This window comes from Chlorobiota bacterium (assembly GCA_016710285.1).
GTDB lineage: Bacteria > Bacteroidota > Ignavibacteria > OLB7 > OLB7 > OLB7.
In genome coordinates, this window is record JADJXR010000001.1 from 1104053 (window position 1) to 1122600 (window position 18548).

General features: G+C 58.5%; 16 protein-coding genes. 10 read left to right on the forward strand and 6 right to left on the reverse strand.

Going from position 1 to position 18548, the window contains the following annotated elements; all coding sequences use genetic code 11:
* Positions 1-10: 10 nt before the first annotated feature.
* Positions 11-1666, forward strand: coding sequence for a tetratricopeptide repeat protein (locus IPM61_03900; protein ID MBK8910451.1), 1656 nt, complete (start codon positions 11-13; stop codon positions 1664-1666).
* A 31-nt stretch (positions 1667-1697) separates the two neighbouring features.
* Here the strand turns inward: IPM61_03900 and IPM61_03905 are convergent, their stop codons facing one another.
* From IPM61_03905 to IPM61_03915, 3 genes are all read right to left on the reverse strand, one after another.
* On the reverse strand, positions 1698-2879 hold the full coding sequence (locus IPM61_03905) for an OmpA family protein (protein ID MBK8910452.1): 1182 nt from the start codon (positions 2877-2879) through the stop codon (positions 1698-1700).
* 48 nt (positions 2880-2927) lie between these two features.
* Positions 2928-4346: a hypothetical protein gene (locus IPM61_03910; GenBank protein MBK8910453.1), complete on the reverse strand. Its 1419-nt coding sequence runs from the start codon at positions 4344-4346 to the stop codon at positions 2928-2930.
* Positions 4347-4484: 138 nt separating this feature from the next.
* The gene (locus IPM61_03915; protein ID MBK8910454.1) at positions 4485-5162 is read right to left on the reverse strand and encodes a dTMP kinase; all 678 of its coding nucleotides are present in this window, start codon (positions 5160-5162) and stop codon (positions 4485-4487) included.
* A gap of 255 nt (positions 5163-5417) precedes the next feature.
* Between IPM61_03915 and IPM61_03920 the strand changes: the two genes are divergently transcribed.
* The 7 genes from IPM61_03920 (at position 5418) to IPM61_03950 (ending at position 15017) form a co-directional block, all read left to right on the forward strand.
* Positions 5418-6272, forward strand: coding sequence for a hypothetical protein (locus tag IPM61_03920; protein MBK8910455.1), 855 nt, complete (start codon positions 5418-5420; stop codon positions 6270-6272).
* A 721-nt stretch (positions 6273-6993) separates the two neighbouring features.
* The gene (locus IPM61_03925) at positions 6994-7857 is read left to right on the forward strand and encodes an RNA polymerase sigma factor RpoD/SigA (protein ID MBK8910456.1); all 864 of its coding nucleotides are present in this window, start codon (positions 6994-6996) and stop codon (positions 7855-7857) included.
* 121 nt (positions 7858-7978) lie between these two features.
* The gene (locus IPM61_03930; protein ID MBK8910457.1) at positions 7979-8173 is read left to right on the forward strand and encodes a hypothetical protein; all 195 of its coding nucleotides are present in this window, start codon (positions 7979-7981) and stop codon (positions 8171-8173) included.
* Positions 8130-8999: a bifunctional hydroxymethylpyrimidine kinase/phosphomethylpyrimidine kinase gene (locus IPM61_03935; GenBank protein ID MBK8910458.1), complete on the forward strand. Its 870-nt coding sequence runs from the start codon at positions 8130-8132 to the stop codon at positions 8997-8999. The genes IPM61_03930 and IPM61_03935 overlap by 44 nt, the downstream gene beginning before the upstream one ends.
* Entirely contained in the window at positions 8996-9610 is a 615-nt protein-coding gene (locus tag IPM61_03940) for a PepSY domain-containing protein (protein MBK8910459.1), read from the forward strand. The genes IPM61_03935 and IPM61_03940 overlap by 4 nt, the downstream gene beginning before the upstream one ends.
* 71 nt (positions 9611-9681) lie before the next feature.
* On the forward strand, positions 9682-10167 hold the full coding sequence (rfaE2, locus tag IPM61_03945; GenBank protein MBK8910460.1) for a D-glycero-beta-D-manno-heptose 1-phosphate adenylyltransferase: 486 nt from the start codon (positions 9682-9684) through the stop codon (positions 10165-10167).
* A 98-nt stretch (positions 10168-10265) separates the two neighbouring features.
* Positions 10266-15017, forward strand: a complete 4752-nt coding sequence (locus IPM61_03950) for a translocation/assembly module TamB domain-containing protein (GenBank protein MBK8910461.1) — start codon at positions 10266-10268, stop codon at positions 15015-15017.
* Positions 15018-15258: 241 nt separating this feature from the next.
* Here IPM61_03950 and rpmA read toward each other — a convergent pair whose 3' ends face one another.
* Both rpmA and rplU read right to left on the reverse strand, forming a co-directional pair.
* Complete coding sequence (gene rpmA / locus IPM61_03955) at positions 15259-15516, reverse strand: 50S ribosomal protein L27 (protein MBK8910462.1); 258 nt, start codon at positions 15514-15516, stop codon at positions 15259-15261.
* A 75-nt stretch (positions 15517-15591) separates the two neighbouring features.
* Positions 15592-15888 (reverse strand): 50S ribosomal protein L21, encoded by a 297-nt coding sequence (rplU, locus tag IPM61_03960; protein ID MBK8910463.1) that lies wholly within the window; start codon positions 15886-15888, stop codon positions 15592-15594.
* Positions 15889-16094: 206 nt separating this feature from the next.
* Between rplU and IPM61_03965 the strand changes: the two genes are divergently transcribed.
* Both IPM61_03965 and IPM61_03970 read left to right on the forward strand, forming a co-directional pair.
* Positions 16095-17564: a phytoene desaturase gene (locus tag IPM61_03965; GenBank protein ID MBK8910464.1), complete on the forward strand. Its 1470-nt coding sequence runs from the start codon at positions 16095-16097 to the stop codon at positions 17562-17564.
* 23 nt (positions 17565-17587) lie between these two features.
* Positions 17588-17929, forward strand: coding sequence for a histidine triad nucleotide-binding protein (locus IPM61_03970; protein MBK8910465.1), 342 nt, complete (start codon positions 17588-17590; stop codon positions 17927-17929).
* A gap of 109 nt (positions 17930-18038) precedes the next feature.
* On the opposite strand, the gene IPM61_03975 is transcribed toward IPM61_03970, so the two are convergent.
* Entirely contained in the window at positions 18039-18407 is a 369-nt protein-coding gene (locus tag IPM61_03975) for an HU family DNA-binding protein (protein MBK8910466.1), read from the reverse strand.
* Between the last annotated feature and the right edge of the window lie 141 nt (positions 18408-18548).

Genomic DNA, 18548 nt, shown 5'->3' on the forward strand with positions numbered 1-18548 from the left:
CCATTGCTCCATGGGCGAACCAATCGAAGCGATTCGCGAACACCTTGCTGCCGCCGGCAGCCCCACCGAACGCGCCGTGTGGCTGAATCGCCTTGCCATGGAGCTGCACCACAGCGACCCCACCGAAGCGCGGGAACTTTCCAAGCAAGCACTTGCGATAGCCGCACGCGAAGGGGATAAACGCGGCCAAGCCGAAAGCTACAGGGTGATTGGAAATTGCTGGAATGTGGCGGGGAATTACGCCCGCGCCAAAATCAATTTTGAGCGTTCCGAGCGGCTGTTTCGCCACGTTGCCGACCCCGAAGGATTGTCCGCAGCGTTACGCGGACTGGGGCTGACTCTGTACTTCACTGGCGATTATCCTCCGGCACTCCAACGCCTGCAGGAAAGCCTTGAGCTTGCCGAACAAACCGGCAACCTGCGTGATAGAATGCTGGCGTACAACAGCATTGGAAGCATCTATCGGCAGCTTGGCGATTACCCCCACGCACTGCAGGAATTTTACCGCAGCCTTGCAATGGCCGAAAAACTGGGCCAAGAAATTGAACTGCCAATGGGGAACATCGCCCTTATCCATTACATGCAGTCGGAATATGAGACCTCGCTGGAGATTATGCTGAAGGTGCTGGAGTTGTTTCGCACCAGTGGCGACCGCCGCAACGAAGCCGCTTGTTTGGGGAATCTGGCATCGCTGTACCACCACTTAAACGATTCGGAATCAAGCATCCAGCATTGGAATATGGCGATGCTGCTTCATCAAGAATTAGGGGATGAAGGGGGGATTGCCTTCACTCTTCGCGCAATTGGGGAGCTGCACCATGTACGGAAAGAATACCCCGCCGCCTTGGAGTATTACCAACGCTCCGAAGCACTGGCGCGGCAGATTAATGCACGCCCCCGCTTGGTGGCAACCCTCAACAAGTTGGGAACATTGTGGCAAGATTTAGGCGACCATGAACAAGCCCTTGCGGTTCTGAATGATGCCGAAGCCATTGCCGCCACGATTGGGGACACCTACTTCCAGATGAGCGCGTTGGAGTCCATCGCGGAATCGCTGGAACAGATGGGGGATAGCAACGGGGCACTGCAACACTACCGCAGATACCATGACTTGTTCGCGGAGATGGAAGGGCACGAAAAACAGCGGGAGATAGCCAATGTGGAGATGCGCGCAACGATTGAAGCCGCAAGCCATGAGCGTGAAATGCTGCGCCTGCGTGCCGAAACGTTGGAGCGGGAAATGGAGATAAAGAACCGGGAGCTGACCTCGATAGCAATGCAGCTGGTTCAGAAGAATGAGTTCCTGGAAATTTTAAGCCAGCAGATGCGGGAATTGCAGAATGCGGGATCGGTGGGAAACGATGTTACGCGAATCATCCGCCAGGTGGATACCACGCGCAACCAATCGAACGATTGGGAATTGTTCGAGGCGCAGTTCCGCTCCACCCACCAAGATTTTATTGGCCACCTGCTGGAGCGTGCGCCAACGCTATCCCCCACCGAACTGAAAGTGTGCGCCATGATGAAAATCGCACTCTCCACCAAGGAGATCGCCAACATCCTGTGCTGCTCGGCCCGAACGGTGGAGCATCACCGCTACAAGGTGCGGAGCAAGTTGGGGCTGGGCACGGAGGATAATCTGGGGACGTTTCTGGCCAAGCTGTAGAACCCGCTGGCATGGGATACGGCGATGGAGTTTACTGGCAATTCCGTTTCACCACCACCGTTACGCGGCGGTTGTCGCGGCGATCGGTGGCGGTGGCTTCCGGTGTTTTTGGGACCCCGCTTCCGTAGCCAATCACCCCCAGCACCTTCTTGGCCGGAACCTCGTTATCCAGCAACCATTTCCGGGTTCGTTCGGCGCGCATCAGCGATAGCCGCTGGTTCCGCTGCGGGTTCCCTTCGCTGCTGGCGTGCCCTTCCAGCAGCACCCCCGACTCCGCACATCCATCCAAAAAGCTGAGCAATTTCTGAAGGTTCACAGCGGTTTCCGGACGGGAAAAATCGAAGCCATCGCTGTTCCCCTGGAAGTAGATGCTCAATGAGTCAAGCGTCATCGCCCGCCCAATATCCTCCGCCAGAGCAGGGTGCAGAATGGGGCGCATCCGTTGGTAGCGGATTGGCGCAACACCGGGCGGGCAGCCGTTTTCGGTTTCGGCGTAGCGGGTTGGGCATCCATCCAGTCCGTCCGGCACACCGTCGCCATCGGTGTCGGGGTTGTACGGGTCGGTGGTTGCTTGGCCAAGCTCGATTCCATCTCCCAGCCCATCGTTGTCGCTGTCGGCCCCATCGGCGTGGGTGAAGGCGGTGCGGATTTCCTCCTTGTCGGGAAGCCCGTCGTTGTCGGTGTCCAACGCCAGCGGGTCGGCGTTTTGGGTACGGATCTCCTCCCCATCCATCAGCCCATCGCCATCGGTGTCGCGGGCAAGCGGGCTGGAGCGTTGGTAGAGCGTGGTCCCCGGGATACGAACACCGCGGACCTCATCGCCATCCACAATCGCATCGCCATCGCTGTCGGGGTTGCGCGGGTCGGTTCCATACACCTTCACCTCTTGCCCATCGCTTAATCCATCGCCGTCGGTGTCGGGGTTTGCGGGGTCGGTTCCGTAGGCTGCTTCTTCGTCATCGCACAGGCCGTCATCGTCGCTGTCGGGGCAGCGTTCGGGATTTGGCAGCAACGCGGGTGGAACCAGAAACGACCCGGCTCCATTCGGCAGCCACGGCATTGCTGCCGCCACGGCATGAAACGCCGGCACTGGCACGCTTGCAGCAGCATCTGCGCAGGCAATGGCAACGGCAGAAGGCATTGCCAGAAGCCAGCTTAACAGAACGGGAAGAGCGATGCGAAGGGAGCGTTCGGAGGAAGTGTCGGAGTTCACAGAATCACTGGTTAGACTGGTCGTGTGGAAGAGCAGGTTTGGAAGAAATTACGGATTAGCATCGGGCGCGGTGCTTGCGTCAAGCGGGTTACTTCGGCGTTGGAACACCTCATCGCCGTCATTAACTCCATCGCCATCGCTGTCGGCCTTGTTCGGATCGGTTTTGTAGGAATAGACCTCGGCACCATCCACCAGCCCATCGCCGTCGCTGTCCGATTTTGTGGGATCGGTCTTGTAGCGGTCCACCTCTTCTCCGTCGGTCAGTGCGTCGCCATCGGTGTCGCGGTTGCGGTCCTGGGTGCGATACTCCGCCCGCTCCTGTTGGTTGGTTAGCCCGTCGCGGTCGGCATCGGCAGCCGGGGCGGTGGCTTCGCGGGGGTCGTTCATGCGTGCCGCTGCAACGCTATCGCGCCGGCGGATTGCCGTGCTGATGCTGTCACGCATGCGGGCTTCCTTTGCGGCTTCGTTGCGGCGTTGCTCGGCTTCTGTTGGTTCGGTTTCCGTTGGTTCGCGGCGGCGTTCGCTTTCCCCGTCGCGGCCATCACGCCCGTCCCTTCCATCACGCCCATCTCTTCCCTCGCGACCTCCGCTGCTTGGTGGGTTGGTGGCTGCAATCGGCGGATCCGGCTCGACGGTTCCCTGATAAATTTTCCAAGAGATGCCCAGCGTTAGTGATAGGGCGTGGTCCGAGGGTGTGCCATCGGTCCCGGGCCCAACAAAACCGCCTGGGTTGGTCTCGTAATCAAGGTAGTGGGCGTAGCCGTCAAGATAGTCGGAGGTGGTCAGGTACAGCATCAGCCGGGCATTGGCGGAAAGGACTTCGTTGATGTTGTAGGTTGCCCCGCCTCCGATTGGGAAAACGAATGCTTGGTTATCGTAGCTTCCGGTAAGATTTTCCGGAAGCGATTGGCCATCGCTGTTGGCGGCCTCGGTGCTGATCGTCCCGAATCCTGCGGTGGCAAACGCCCCCCATGTTTCCGAAAACGGGATGGTGAATTGCAGCCGCAGCAGATACCGCGAAATGCCGATGGAGTTATCCTCGGTGATTGCCACACTGCTTCCCGGATACGTGGCTGCCCCCGCCGGACCGAAGAAGTTGGAAGCATACCGGGCGCGGACGTGATCGTTGATCCCGTAGATAAAATTCTGCCGACCGACCTCGGCCGCAATCGCAAATTTGCTGCTGAAGGCGTAGGTGAAACCCAACGAGAAATCGGAGCCGAAGCCGGGGTTGAACGCGTCGAAATCGTCAAGGCTGCTGAACTCGCCGATGTAGAATCCGGTCCCTAGGTTCCCATCCAACCAAAGCGAGCGCGGGGTGACTTGGGCCGGCAGCTCCATTGCCGCGCCAAAGAAAGGGAGCAGAGCAAGCAGAAGCAATCGAGCGGCGGGTCGTCGGTTGGTTGGGATCATTGCTTTCAGTAGGCCGATCGTGTTGAAGGGAAGGTTCCAATGGTAATTACCCATCAATTGCCAAAAGATAACAAGCAACGGCGCCGATTACCATCCAAAAGTTGGCAATCGGCGCGGGAAACGACACGGTGCAATCGGCAAAGTTTCTGGTGCAAGCCAAGCCGGCGGGAAGCCGTGGCCTTGGGTGCAAGGTTATTCTAACTCGGCCATCGCTTCTTGGTATTCATTGTTGCTGCTGTCGTGGCGCGGCACGTCGGCAAGTTTCGCCAGCACCAGCCGCCAGATGGTGTGGTGGATATCCTCAACCGGTTGGTTGCCATCAATCACGTAGTAGCGTCCGCGTTCTTCTTCGGCAAGGCGCATGTAGCCATCAATCACCCGTTCGTAAAACCGGATCCCGCTTTCCTCCATCCTGTCGCGCTCGGCCATCAGACGGTCGGTGCAACGCTCAAGGGCTTGCTCGGGGGAGATGTCAATGAAGAACGTCATGTCGGGAACAAGGTCCTGGGTTGCAATCCGGTTGATATGGATGATGTCCTCCAACGGAAGCTGGCGACCGTAGCCCTGATAGGCGACGGTGGAATCGAAGAACCGGTCGCAGACCACAACGTGATCGTCCTCCAATGCAGGCAGGATCACCTGATCCACCAACTGCGCCCGGCTTGCGGCAAACAGCAGAAGCTCGGTTCGCGGGTTCATCTCGGTGTACTCTCGGTTTAGCAATATCTCGCGGATATGTTCCGACAAGCGTGTGTTCCCTGGCTCGCGCAGCATCAGGACCTTGCGCCCTGATTCCTGGATTCGCTCGACCAACATCTTGGCCTGCGTTGATTTGCCACAGCAGTCAATTCCCTCAAACGTGATGAACATGTGCGCCGCCTTAGTGATTGGTTAGTAGAAGATGTGGATAAACCGAAGTTTGGTGTTGTGCAGTATTGGAGCGGCAACGTATCGTTGCCGATGGTTGTTGGAAAGAACGCGAAGTTGCGCGCCGTCAGATAAGGAAGCAAACCCGCGCCATGATCGCGTTTCGGAAACGGCGCGATTACCCATGCTCCCCACTTCTATCAGCAGCCGGAAAAATAGAACCTCCGGCAACCAAAGTCAATCGTTCGGAAAAACTTTATGCAAAACTATCCTCCCTTCGGAACAGCACTGCTTGCGGCCCTGTTGATGCTGCTGGCTCCTTCGGCAGCACTGCTTTGCCAAGAATCCCCCAGCAAAAAGGAGCAAGAACGGATTGAACGCGAGCGCGAAAAGCGGGAAATGAAAGAAGAACGCAAACGCGAAGCCCGCAAACGTGCGGCGGCCCGCAACGCCCGCCCCCGCGACAAAGGGGTGGCGTTTGTGGTGGAGCCGGTGGAAGGGGGAAGCGACACCGTGAAGTTTCACATTGGCTCACCGCTGTTTTTGCGCCTGCGAATCCCGGCCGGAAACGACGCTTGCAAACCATTCAATGGCCGCCCGTTTATCTTCGACTCCAGCGGGGCACAGCTGGGTTGGGGGTTCGAGGAAGTTACCGACAGCCTTCTGTTCCCTGCGGTCGGCGGCGACTGCGAGCGGATACTGATGCTGAGCAGCGAGCAATCGAACAAACTTCCGGAAGGAAGCTACACGCTGTACGTGGAGCTGATGTTCGACGCACAACACCGGCTGACCTCCAACCTGATTCCGATTCATCCGGTGTACTCCAAAACCGGGGCCGATTCTTTAAGCTACTCACGTTTCCTTGCCGAGCAGATTATCCGCAACAACCCGCTGCTCCACGACCCCGAAACCTTGCGCGCTTTGTTTGCCAATGGCGTTCCCACGTCGGTGGAGTCGGAGCTGTACCGCGCCGTGATTATGCTCCGCGCTGGCGATGCCGAGTCCGCACGCCAAGCCCTCTCCGCCGCCAGCCAGCGTGCCGGGTCCAAGCCGCTTCCGCCAGCATCGGAAGCCCTCCGCAAAGCGGTGGAGCAGGCATTGGCCGCCAACTAATCTTGGCTTCCAGAAATGGGGTGGGAAACACGCCAGTGCTCGCCGCAGGCTATCACTATTTTGAGTTTTTACAATTTCCCCTGTCACACTTCGCCAGTTTCTGGCGTCTTAACCTATAGACGGGGGTAGCAAACATCAGCCTCTGCCCCGCTGGCCTCACGCATCCACGTCACCCCGTTGATAACTCCTTGCCAATGTAAGCCTCCGGTTCGCCGGTAGCTGCCCCGATTGCATCGGGATGGCTACCGGCGAATAAGCATATGGATGCTGGCTTGGCACGTTGCAATGCACATCGTTGATCCATCTCCTTGCCTCATCCACCGAATCCCCATCAGTGACCGCTGAAAGTGAGTTTTGAACGTGACTGTTGGAACCGTTCCGGTGTTTTATCAGTTAGTGGGGTGGCACAGCGCAGCTGCGTAAGGGAGGGGATGCCAGAAGTTTTTTTCTGAACCCCGAGGCAAGGGATCGGGCTTGCTCCGATAGGGAATCTTCCGCCACCGCTTGCGGCAAGGGGGTAACAGGCGTTAGATTTGAACGTGCAAGCCGGCTTTGCACCAGCAAAGCATTGCGGCCAATGCCCCGTTTAGCCCACCAAGCCTACTGTGGCAAACGGTTTCCGTACCAACTGCCGATGCAAGATTCTCCGGCCACGGTCGTTATCCGATTTCGGCATTATCAACATTGAACCTTACTATCCACTTCCCTGCGAGGTGACTCTGTGCGCATAACCAAACAATACACCAACCGCGAAAGCCAATCTTTGGACCGATACCTTCAGGAAATCGGCAAAGTGGAGCTGCTAACTCCAGACATGGAAATCGAGCTTGCCAAGCGCATCAAGCGTGGCGGGGCCGAAGGGGAGCGGGCGCTGGAGCAACTGGTGAAGGCCAACCTTCGCTTCGTCGTCTCGGTGGCCAAGCAGTACCAGAACCAGGGGCTATCGCTGGGGGATTTGATTAACGAAGGAAACTTGGGACTTATCAAAGCTGCGAAGCGATTCGATGAGACCCGTGGCTTCAAATTCATTTCCTACGCGGTCTGGTGGATTCGTCAGTCCATCCTGCAGGCATTGGCCGAGCAATCCCGCATCGTCCGCCTTCCGCTGAACCGCGTGGGCGCGCTCAACAAAATCGGGAAAAAGTTTAGCGAGCTGGAACAGCTGTACGAACGCGAACCAACCGCTGCCGAGCTTGCCGAAGAGCTGGACATGACGATGAACGAAGTGGCCGATACCATCAAGATTTCCGGACGCCACCTTTCGGTTGATGCTCCGTTTGCACAGGGGGAGGACAATCGCCTGCTGGACGTTCTGGTAAGCGAATCGCAGCCGGCCCCGGACCAAGGGCTGATGTCCGAGTCGCTGAAGATTGAGGTCCGCCGCGCATTGTCAACCCTCTCGGAACGGGAGGCCGAGGTTATCCGGCTTTACTTCGGGCTGGACCGCGAGCACTCGCTGACGCTGGAAGAAATCGGCGAACGATTCCAACTAACCCGTGAACGCGTGCGCCAGATTAAGGAGAAGGCCATCCGCCGGCTGCGCCACACCTCGCGCTCCAAGTCGCTTCGTGCATATTTGGGCTAAGCCCGCCGCAGCAATACTTCCAACACCCCGACGAGCAATTTCGTCGGGGTGTTGTTTCATAAAAAGGGGGTCTCTCTCAAGTTTCCCCGCCTCCCAAATTCCATCAAACACGTTTGCGACCTTGACGCTCTCCATTTCTCGCATTGATGAACTGTTCGCTACGCTTGCCGGGCGGCGCATTGCCGTGCTTGGCGACGTGATGCTGGACCGCTACTATCGCGGCGGGGTCAGCCGCATCTCCCCCGAAGCCCCTGTGGCAGTTGTTGATGTGGATGAGGAAGTGGAGTATCGGCGGGGCCGCCAACGTGGGGTATAACCTTGCCACGCTTGGCACCGCGCCGCTGCTGTTGGGGGTTATCGGGGACGACACAGGGGGCGAACATCTGCGGACGCTACTGGCGGGGTTGGGAATCGGCACCGAGGGGTTGGTTCGCGAGGAAGGCCGCCCCACCACCGTGAAGGCCCGCGTGATTGCCCAGGGCCAGCACATCGTTCGGATTGACCGGGAAACCAAGCGAACCATCACCGAACAAACCCAGCAGCGGTTGCTGGAAATCCTTACCAAGAACATCACCACGCTGGATGCGCTGATCCTTCAGGATTACAACAAAGGGGTGGTGGCCCGCACGCTGATCCCCCAGGCAATTCAGATTGCCAACAGCCACAACGTCCCGGTGTACGTGGACCCCAAGTTCGACAACTTTTTTGAGTACCAGGGCGCGACCCTCTTTAAGCCAAATCGCAAGGAGGCCGAGGACGCGCTGGGAACACGCCTATCCACACAGGCCGAGCGCGAAGCCGGAATCCGGCAGCTACGCCAGCAACTTCAATGCGGCACAGTGGTACTGACGCTTAGTGCCGATGGGATGATGCTGTTCGGCGACCAATCCCCCGAACCTCAGCTTGTCCCCACGCGTGCCTTGCAGGTTGCGGATGTTTCTGGGGCGGGCGATACGGTTATCGCCACGCTGGCGGCGGCGCGTGCGGCCGGGGCAACGCTGATGGAGTCGGTGGTGATGGCCAACCATGCCGCCGGGGTGGTCTGCGAGCAAGTTGGGACCGTCCCGATTCATTCCCAGGCGTTGCAGCAAGCCTTGCTTAACGAACTTCGCCACCCCGAAACTGAGTTGCCAGTGCCATGATCCAATCCCCCAACCGCAGCAAGCAGGTCCAGCGATTACGCACCTTCCGCAAAGTTCACCGGCTTACCGGCGCAGCGTTGTTCGCGCTCTTTTTTGTGGTCTCCATCACCGGCTTGTTGCTGGGGTGGAAGAAGCATTCGGGGGGGATGATCCTTCCGAAATCGCACAGCGGAACCTCCACCAACTTGAACGATTGGTTGCCGATTGACAGCCTGCACCGCCGCGCCTGCGCAATCCTGCACGACTCCGTTTCCTCCAGTCTTTCGCTACAGCTGGAGCGGATTGATCTGCGCCCCGAAAAAGGGATGGTGAAGTTTGTGTTCATTGACCACTTTTGGGGCATCCAACTTGATGGCGCAACCGGAAATCTGCTGCATATTGAACGGCGCAGGTCGGACTTCATCGAGAATATTCACGATGGCTCGGTGCTGGATTACCTGTTCGGCACCGATGGCGAGCCGCTGAAGCTGATCTACACCTCGGTGATGGGCACTGCCCTTCTCACGTTCACCGTCACCGGGTTCTGGTTGTGGCTTGGCCCAAAACGGATGCGGCACAAACAGAACAACAGTGCTCGGCAGCAGCAATTGGGCCGAACGCCAAACGCCTAACAATCCGCAAGGCTGCGGGAGACGCGATCCCCCTTTCTATTTTTTCGCAACTGACCAGACGCAGCAATCCAATGCCCGTTCTTCACCGCGCCGAACTTGCCGAAACCTGCCAGCGGCTGCACGCCGACGGCAAGCGCATCGTCTTCACCAACGGCTGCTTCGATATTCTTCACCGTGGCCATGTGTCGTACCTTGCCGAAGCGCGTGCGCTTGGGGACCTGCTGGTGGTGGGGGTGAACACCGACGCATCGGTACGGCGGCTGAAAGGGGAACAACGCCCGATTGTGGACCAAGATGATCGCGCCGAAATCGTGGCCGCGCTGCGGGTTGTTGGATATGTTTCCCTGTTCGATGAGGACACCCCCTACGAACTTATCCAAGCCGTGCAACCCGACGTTCTGGTGAAAGGGGGCGACTACGATCCCGAGGCCACCAGCGGCCCGCGCTATATCGTCGGCTCCGACATCGTCCGGCAGCGCGGCGGCAACGTGGCGGTGATAAACCTTGTTCCGGGCCGTTCGACAACGGAGATCATTCGCAAGGTTGGGGGGTGGTGATTGTGGCGATTGTGGCAATCAGGCGCGGCGCATTTTCCCCGCCGTTGCTGGCTGCCAGCACCCGTGGGAACTGGTAAACTTCAATCCCTTTTTTCTTCATGGCCAATCGGCTGAACGGCATTGCTCGCATCGGGGCGCGGCTTGTGGTTTTTGCGATCACAGGGCTGACGTTCCTTTGCGCAGTGGTTGTTCTGCTGACCCAGCTTCCGGCGTTCCGGACATGGGCGGTGGAGAAAGGGTTGGCGATGGTGAACGAGGCATTGGTTGGCAGCATTCACGTGGGGGAGATCACCGGCAACCTGCTAACCGGGCTTACCATCCACGACGTTCGGCTGCGCGCCGGCGACAGCACCACAATCCTTGAAGCCCCCGCCATTGCGCTGCGGTACCAGATTGCCCCCATTCTTGAATCAAAAACAATCCGAGCGGAGGCCTTGATTGACCGCCCGGTGATTCGCCTGGTCCGGAGCGCGTCCGATAGCCTTTGGAACATCGCGAAATTCGTGAAGCCCACCCCCCCCGACACCACACCAAGCAAGCCGTTCGACTGGACGATCAGCCTGCAGACGTTGGAAATCCGCGATGCCAGCTTCATCATGGATGACCGCACCGCCCAACGCAACCCCGACACCGCCGCGGTTGATTTCTCGCACCTTCAGATGGAAGATTTCCACCTTGTGGTCTCCGCCGATGTTGACCCCGTGGAGCAGCACCTTGCCATCCATCACCTTAGCGGGCGGCTGGTGGCCCCGTACTTCCGAATTGTTGAGATGGGGGTCAATGTTGATCTGGACGGATCGGGGCTGACGGTGGATGACTTCTATCTTGAAACCGACCGCTCGCTGCTGGCGATGGACGCGCACCTTGACTCCATCAACATCCTTGGCCCCAACCCGCGGCTGGACTACGAACGCTCCCCCTTCCGCATGACGGTGAACGCCGAGCGCGCCTCGATGGAGGACCTGAAGCAGTTCGTGCCAAGCGTTGCGTTCCTTGCCGGCACGCCAGCGTTCCGCACCACCATCAGCGGAACCTACGACGACATCTTCATCAGCAACTCGCGGCTGACGTTGCAGAACAGCGACCTGAAGTTCAGCGGGCGGATGAAAAATCTGCGGAACCCGGAGCAACTCTACCTGCAAGCCAACATCACCGACTCCAAGCTCTCCCACCGCGACGGCGATATCTATGTTCCCGGGTTGGAGTTGCCGGACCTTAGCTACGTTGGCGATGCGGAGCTCCGCACGGTGACGTTCGCCGGCCAGCCGAACAACTTCACCGCAACGATTGATGCCACCACGGCCTCCGGCGCGGTAACGGGCGGGGTGATGTTGGATATGCGCCAATCGGTCATGCGATATATCGGCGATGTGGCAATCGTCCACGGAAATTTGGCGAAGGTGATGGCCGACTCCACTTACCGGAGCGACTTCACCGGGCGTGCGGTCATCAACGGGAAAGGGGTGGGGCTGAAGGAACTTGATGCCCGCGTGCGGATCGAGTCGCAAGGTTCGATGGTGGCCGGGCGGCGTTACCGCAAGCTCTATCTGGATGCCACCGCACGCAACGGCGGGGTGCTGACGCTGGACACCTTGATGGTGGCATGGGGCCCCGGCGGAACAGCCGCCACCTCCAAGCCGGAAGTAAGCGACTCGGCCATTACGCCACAGTTCATCGAGCAAAGCGTCCGGACGATTCTTGCCGCCCCGCTTCAGCTTTCGGCGCAGGACCGGCAGATGTTCGCCGCCGGCCAATTTTTTGGCGTTGGCGGGATGTTCGATTTCCGCAACAGCAACGACCCCATCTACAACTTCTCGGCAAACGCCCGCCAGTTGAATTTGGAGGAGATGCTGCTGAACCCTGAGTATCGTTCGCGGCTCAATCTTTCCATCGTCGCCAGCGGACACGGCCTTGACCCCGACCTTGCCGAAACCAGCGGCCAGCTTCGGTTGCAAGCCAGCGAGTATGGCCAGCAAGTGCTTCCTGGGATGAACGGCGTGTTCAAACTGGTCCGCCCCGATGCCCGCCGCCGCACCTTCACCTTCAACTCCGAAGTTGCCGACGTAAGCCTGAAAGGTGAATGGAAAACCGCCACCATTGCCCCGGCCCTTCAAGATGCGATGCAGGGGATCATGCGTTACGTTGAGGCCCGCGCCAACTACGGCCAGCAGCCCACCGAACGCGCCACCCGGCTTCTCACCGAAACGGTCAACGCCTCCTTCTCGCTGAACCTGAAAGATGTAACGCCAATCCAGCCGCTGCTTGGCTCCATGAAAATCGCCATGACGGGGCTGATTGATGGAAGCATTATCGGAACCCCCAACGGCGTTACGCTGAACGCCAGCGGCTGGGCCAACGGAACCTACCAGCAGGATTCCACGCTGGTTCGGCTGAACAACACCAAGATTAGTTTGGGGCTGTCGGGGATTGAGGCAACCGGCGTTAGCAAGGGGCTGCAAGGGGAGATTCGCGTCAGCAGCGACTCCTCGATTCAGTTCGGGGCCCTCTCCTTCAATCGCCCAATGGCAAGCATCACCCTGCGTGATGAGGTGTTCAACGTTCGCGGCCACACGCAGGTGGACAGCACCATGTACGCCGCCATTGACGGAACCGTTGACGCACACGACCCAGCCGGATACAAGGTCCAGTTGGACACCATGCTGTTCCTGTACGGGCGGGACCTGAAGGCGCGGAACGCCGGGCCAATTCGCGCGGTCATCAGCCAAACCGCTTTCCGTGCCGACTCGCTGGCGGTGCGGGTAAACGATGGCGACATCGTCAGCATCAAAGGGGACTTCCTGACCGAGACGATGGGCTTCCAGCAGATGACCGTTGACTACATCACCGTGCAGATGCAGCACACGCACGACTCCTCCGAAGCAACCTTGCTGAACTTCCAAGCTGGGGAATCCATTGGGCTGATTCAGCGGAGCTTGGAGCGGCTTCATATGACGCTGAACGGCACGATGGAGATGCCAATCATTGATGCCGAAGCGGAGGTGAACCTGCAAGACATCCTTGACGAGCGCGCCGGAAAAGTGTGGGCGAAGCTGAACTACCAGAACCGCAACCTTGTTGGCGGGATGCAAATTTTGAGCGGGGCCGACACGCTTCGATTGAAGGATACGCTGGCCAATATCACCATTGCAGCATTGCCGATTGACCTTGCGTTCGCTTCCCGCACCGAGCGATTGGTGAACGGGCAGCCGCTAACAATCAGCGCGCAAACCAAACGGTTCCCGCTAGAGATCATTGCCCCGTTTGTCCCCGGCGTTAAGATTCGGAAAGGGCGGGCAGATTTGAACTTCAGCGTTGCGGGGAACTACCCCGAACTTGACTACCGGGGTGAAGGAGCGGTGGAGGCGCAGGGGGTGCTGGAGGGGAACAATCTTGCCTACTATTTCCGGTTGCCGCTTCGCTTCAACGACCAAGTGCTGAACATTGACTCGGCAGTGATCCGGAACGACCCTCGCGACCTTCCTGGCGGAATCGGCTACATGAGCGCGATCGTCAATTTCGACGGCTTCGAGGTCAGCCGAATTGACGCGCAGATCCGCACCCCGAAGCTGATGGTTCTTGGCGATGCCTCGCAGGCGGTGAACGACTTCATCTACGGCGATCTGGTGATCTCCACCGGCGACGGCTACCTCACCTTCGATGGAACGTTGCAATCCCCTTCGCTTTCCGGGCCGGTGATTATCGAGCAAGGGAATCTGCAACTTCCATACTCAGAATCTGCGGCAACCATCAATGCCACCGGGGTCCGGTACGTAAGCCAGCAGGAGTGGGACGCCGAGCAGGCGCAGCCCTATGGCCCAGATTTCGGATTGGGATTGGAGGAAGAGGAGAACGCGGCGTTGGAGGCGGATACTTCTTTGAGAGCGCAGGAGGAGCGATTGCGCCGCGAGCTTCAGCAGCGCAACGCGCCAACGGTGGACGCGCCATCGTTTGTGGACCGCCTAAATCTTGACCTTGCCATCCGGATTCCAAACCGGACGAACCCGCTGTACGTGACGATGGATCTTGGCGCGGCAACCCAGCAGCTTCGTGCACAGATTATTGACGACGGCGAGGCTCTCTACGTCCGCCAAGAAGGGGGCCGAATGACCGCCGAGGGGGCGTTGAAAGTGCTTCCCGCCTCCAAGTTCGTGTACATCAAGACCTTCAACGCTGCGGGGGATTTGGTGTTCGATGGAGATTTGGGGAACCCGGGGATCACCATCTCGGCTTCCTACGAAGGCCGCCGCGTAACCTCTGCCGGGCAAACCGAGCGGTACAGCGTCACGATTGACATCACCGGAACGAAGGAGCGGCCAACCATCACCTTCCGCTATGCCATCAACGGATTCGAGCAAGCCGTGGGCGATCCCGACGACCGCACGCGGAACGCCATCTCGCTGCTGCTGTTCGGCAAAACCACCGATGAACTTCGCGGCGCAGGGGCAACCAGCCAGATTAGCGACCTGCTGAATAACAGCATCAATTCCTACGGCAGCGCGGCGTTGGGAACATTCCTGACGCAGGCCTTGGGGTCCGATGGAGTGATCCAAAGCATTGACATCGAGCTTGGGCAGCTAAGCGACATTGGCGGGGCGCGAATAAACTTCGTCAGCCAGTTCGGCCCGGTGCTGTTGCAGTATGGCGGAACCGTCAGCGATCCCACCAACGGAACCATCACCGTGGACCTTCCGGCCGACGCGCTGCTGGACGCAGATGTTGCCCAGTATATCTTCCTTCAGCTTCAACGCTCGGTGGAGAATTCCAGCAACACCAGTGCCGCCACCGCGACCACAACCACCGACCCCGCCGACATCTACCGCGTGCGAATTCAGTTCAGGAAAAGCTGGTAGCAACCTTCTTTGCACTTTCGGGAGCCACGTGGGCACAAGCAGCGGCGGTAGCCGAAGGTCTTTAGCCTTCGGCGTCATCTGCCTGTATCACTTGGCTCCACCGAATCGGAGCCGTAGGCTGAAAAGCACGTTGAGATGCGCCCAGCAAGCGAGCACAGACCCCGCGCAAAACAGCAAAGCCGCTTCCATCCTTGAGGATAGAAGCGGCTTTGGTTCTGATCTTTTTTTGCCGGCGGTACGCTTAGGCGTTTGGAAGGATGTTCACCGTTTTGCGGGTGCGCCCTTTCCGCCCGAATTGGACGGTTCCATCAATCAGCGCGAACAAGGTGTCGTCGCTGCCGATGCCCACGTTCAGCCCTGGGTGGAATTTGGTCCCACGTTGGCGAACAAGGATATTGCCAGCGCGAACAACCTGGCCACCAAAACGCTTGATGCCAAGATATTGCGGGTTGGAATCGCGACCGTTCTTTGTTGAGCCTGCGCCTTTTTTATGAGCCATGGTTCATTGCCTCCTGAAAGAAATATCTGCTATGCTTGCTGAGTGACGATGTTGAAAACGGGAAGCTGCCGGCACTTAGGCCGCAATTCCTGTAATCTGGATTTTGGTGTAGCCCTGGCGGTGGCCGTTCAGCTTTTGGTAGCCTTTGCGGCGTTTTTTGTGGAAAACCAGGACGGTTTCCCCTTTGCCATGCTCCAGCACTTTGGCGGTTACGGTCGCGCTTGCCAGGCCCAAGGAGCCATCGGCAAAGGTTGCCAGCACGTTGCCGAACTCCACTGTGGAGTCAACGTCGTTGCTGAGCCGTGGGACCACAAGTGTGTCCCCATTCTGGACTCGGAATTGCGAGCCGGCGATATTCACGATAGCGTGCATGATTTCACCTACGGAAAATATGCTGTGGAACGGATGTCTGCTTTTGAAGAACGGCAAAGATACACCCGCACCGTTCGGTCTTCCAAGAAGAGTTTGGCCGGAATCCGTTCCCATTTTGTAACGGCCAGCGGATCAATTCCGCAAAAACTTCTTTTTACCGGCGGCCGCACTCTGCCAATTGGCCGCCGGCGCGTAATATCGCCCTCATGGACATCATCGTTATCGGTTCAGGATTTGGCGGATTATCGGCGGCGATACGGCTGCAAACGCAAGGACACCGCGTCACCGTGCTGGAAAAACGGGACAAGTTGGGGGGGCGCGCCTATGTCTATTCCCAAGATGGCTTCACCTTCGACGGCGGCCCCACGGTGATTACGGCTCCGTGGCTGATTGAAGAACTGTTCACCGAAGCCGGACGCAACCCCGCCGATTACCTTCAATTCCTTCCCGTTGACCCTTTCTACCGAATCTATTTTGAGGATGGAGCCACCTTCAACTACAACGGCGACCCGCAGGGGATGGAACGGGAGATCGCCAAGTTCAACCCCGACGATGTTGCTGGCTACCGGAAATTTTTGGAGCGAACAAAGAAGATTTTCGCCACTGGTTTCGGGCTGATTGACTCCCCGTTCCTCACCTTTGGCTCCATGCTGAAAGTCCTTCCCGATCTAGTCCGCCTGCGTGCCGACCGCTCGGTGTATCGCTACGCCAGCCGCTACATCCACGACGAGCGGTTGCGGCGTGTGTTCAGCTTCCACCCGCTGCTGGTTGGGGGGAATCCGTTCCAGACCACCTCCATCTACACACTGATCTTGTACCTTGAGCGGGAGTGGGGTGTGTGGTTTGCAAAAGGGGGAACCGGGGCAGTGGTGGAAGCGTTGCGGCGGTTGTTTGCCGAGCTTGGCGGAGCCGTTAGCCTAAACACCGAGGTCCAAGAGATTCTGATTGATGAAGGGGCGCGCCGCGCCCGTGGGGTGCGGCTAACCGATGGCCGCCAGCTTCCTGCCGATGCAGTGGTTTGCAACAGCGACACAGCCTTCACCTACCGGAACATGATGCCGGAGCGGTTCCGCCGGACCTACACCAACAAGCGGATTGACCGGCTGAAATACTCCATGTCGCTCTATGTCCTCTATTTCGGCACCGACCGGCAGTATCCCCAGATTCCGCACCACAGCATCATGTTGGGGAAGCGGTACGAAGGGTTGCTGGATGACATTTTCAACCGGCATCACCTTCCGGAGGATTTCTCCCTGTATCTGCACCGCCCCACCGCAACCGACAGCACGTTGGCCCCGGCGGGATGCGATGCCTTCTACGTCCTTTCCCCGGTGCCGCATCTTGCCAGCGGCAACGATTGGAAGAAGGCCGCACGCCCGTATCGCGATGCCATTGTGAAGTATCTGGAGGACCGCTACATGCCCGATTTGTCGCGGCATATCGTGACCGAGCATTGGATTGACCCGCTCCATTTTCGGGACACCTTGAACAGCCATTTGGGAAGCGCGTTCAGCATTGCGCCAATCCTGAGGCAATCGGCGTGGTTCCGCCCGCACAACCGGTCGGAGGAAGCGGAGAACCTGTATTTTACCGGAGCCGGAACCCACCCCGGAGCAGGGCTGCCAGGGGTGATTTCCAGCGCGAAGATTGTGGCCAACTTGCTTGGCCCGGCGTAACGTCCAACCAATCAATCCCGACCATGCCAACGATTTTTTCCAAGATCATCAGCGGTGAAATCCCGGCTGATGTTGTTTATCGCGACGACCAAGTGATGGCCTTCCGCGACATCGCGCCCCAGGCACCAACCCATATTTTGATTATCCCTATCGAGGAGATAGCAACCGCCAATGATCTATCGGCGCAGCATGAGCAGTTGGTGGGCCACATGGTGGCGGTTGCCGCCCGCATCGCCCGCGAAGCAGGGATTGCCGATGATGGCTACCGATTAGTGGTAAACTGCAATCGCGACGGAGGGCAGGAGGTGTATCACCTGCATCTTCACCTGCTTGGCGGGCGCAAAATGGGGTGGCCACCCGGGTGAGTTCCGGCGCGTGTGTGGGGAAGAAGGAATAGATGCTCTAACAACAAGCGAGCCGTTGCAGTTGCTGCAACGGCTCGCGCTGTAGTAAGACTACGGTCAACGGAAGGAGCTACTTCTTTTTTGCAGCTTTTGCCGGAGCGGCTTTTGCGGCCTTGGCTGGGGCAGCTTTTGCGGCGGCCTTGGCTGGGGCTTTCTTGGCTTTGGCGGCATTCACCGAATCCTTCAGCGATTTACCGGCTGAGAATTTGATGGTTTTGCTGGCTGCAATCTTGATTGCTTCTCCGGTTTTCGGATTGCGTCCGGTCCGTGCTGCACGCGCGCCAACACCAAATGTGCCGAAGCCGATAATCTGCACGGAGTCCCCATTCTTCAATGCGCCGCCGATGGCGTCCAGCATTCCTTTCACGGCACTTTCGGCCTGTGCATTGGTCAAGTTTGCGGCGGTGGCCACTGCGCCCACCAGATCAGCTTTGTTCACGTCAGAACCTCCAGAAGTTGGTAGATGTGTTGCGCCCAAAAGGGCGGTTGGATTGGATGGGCGCGAACATACACCACAAACACCCCAGAACGCAAGAGGGAAAAGGCCGCGAAGGTAGATTTTTCAAGGCTTCGCGGGGAA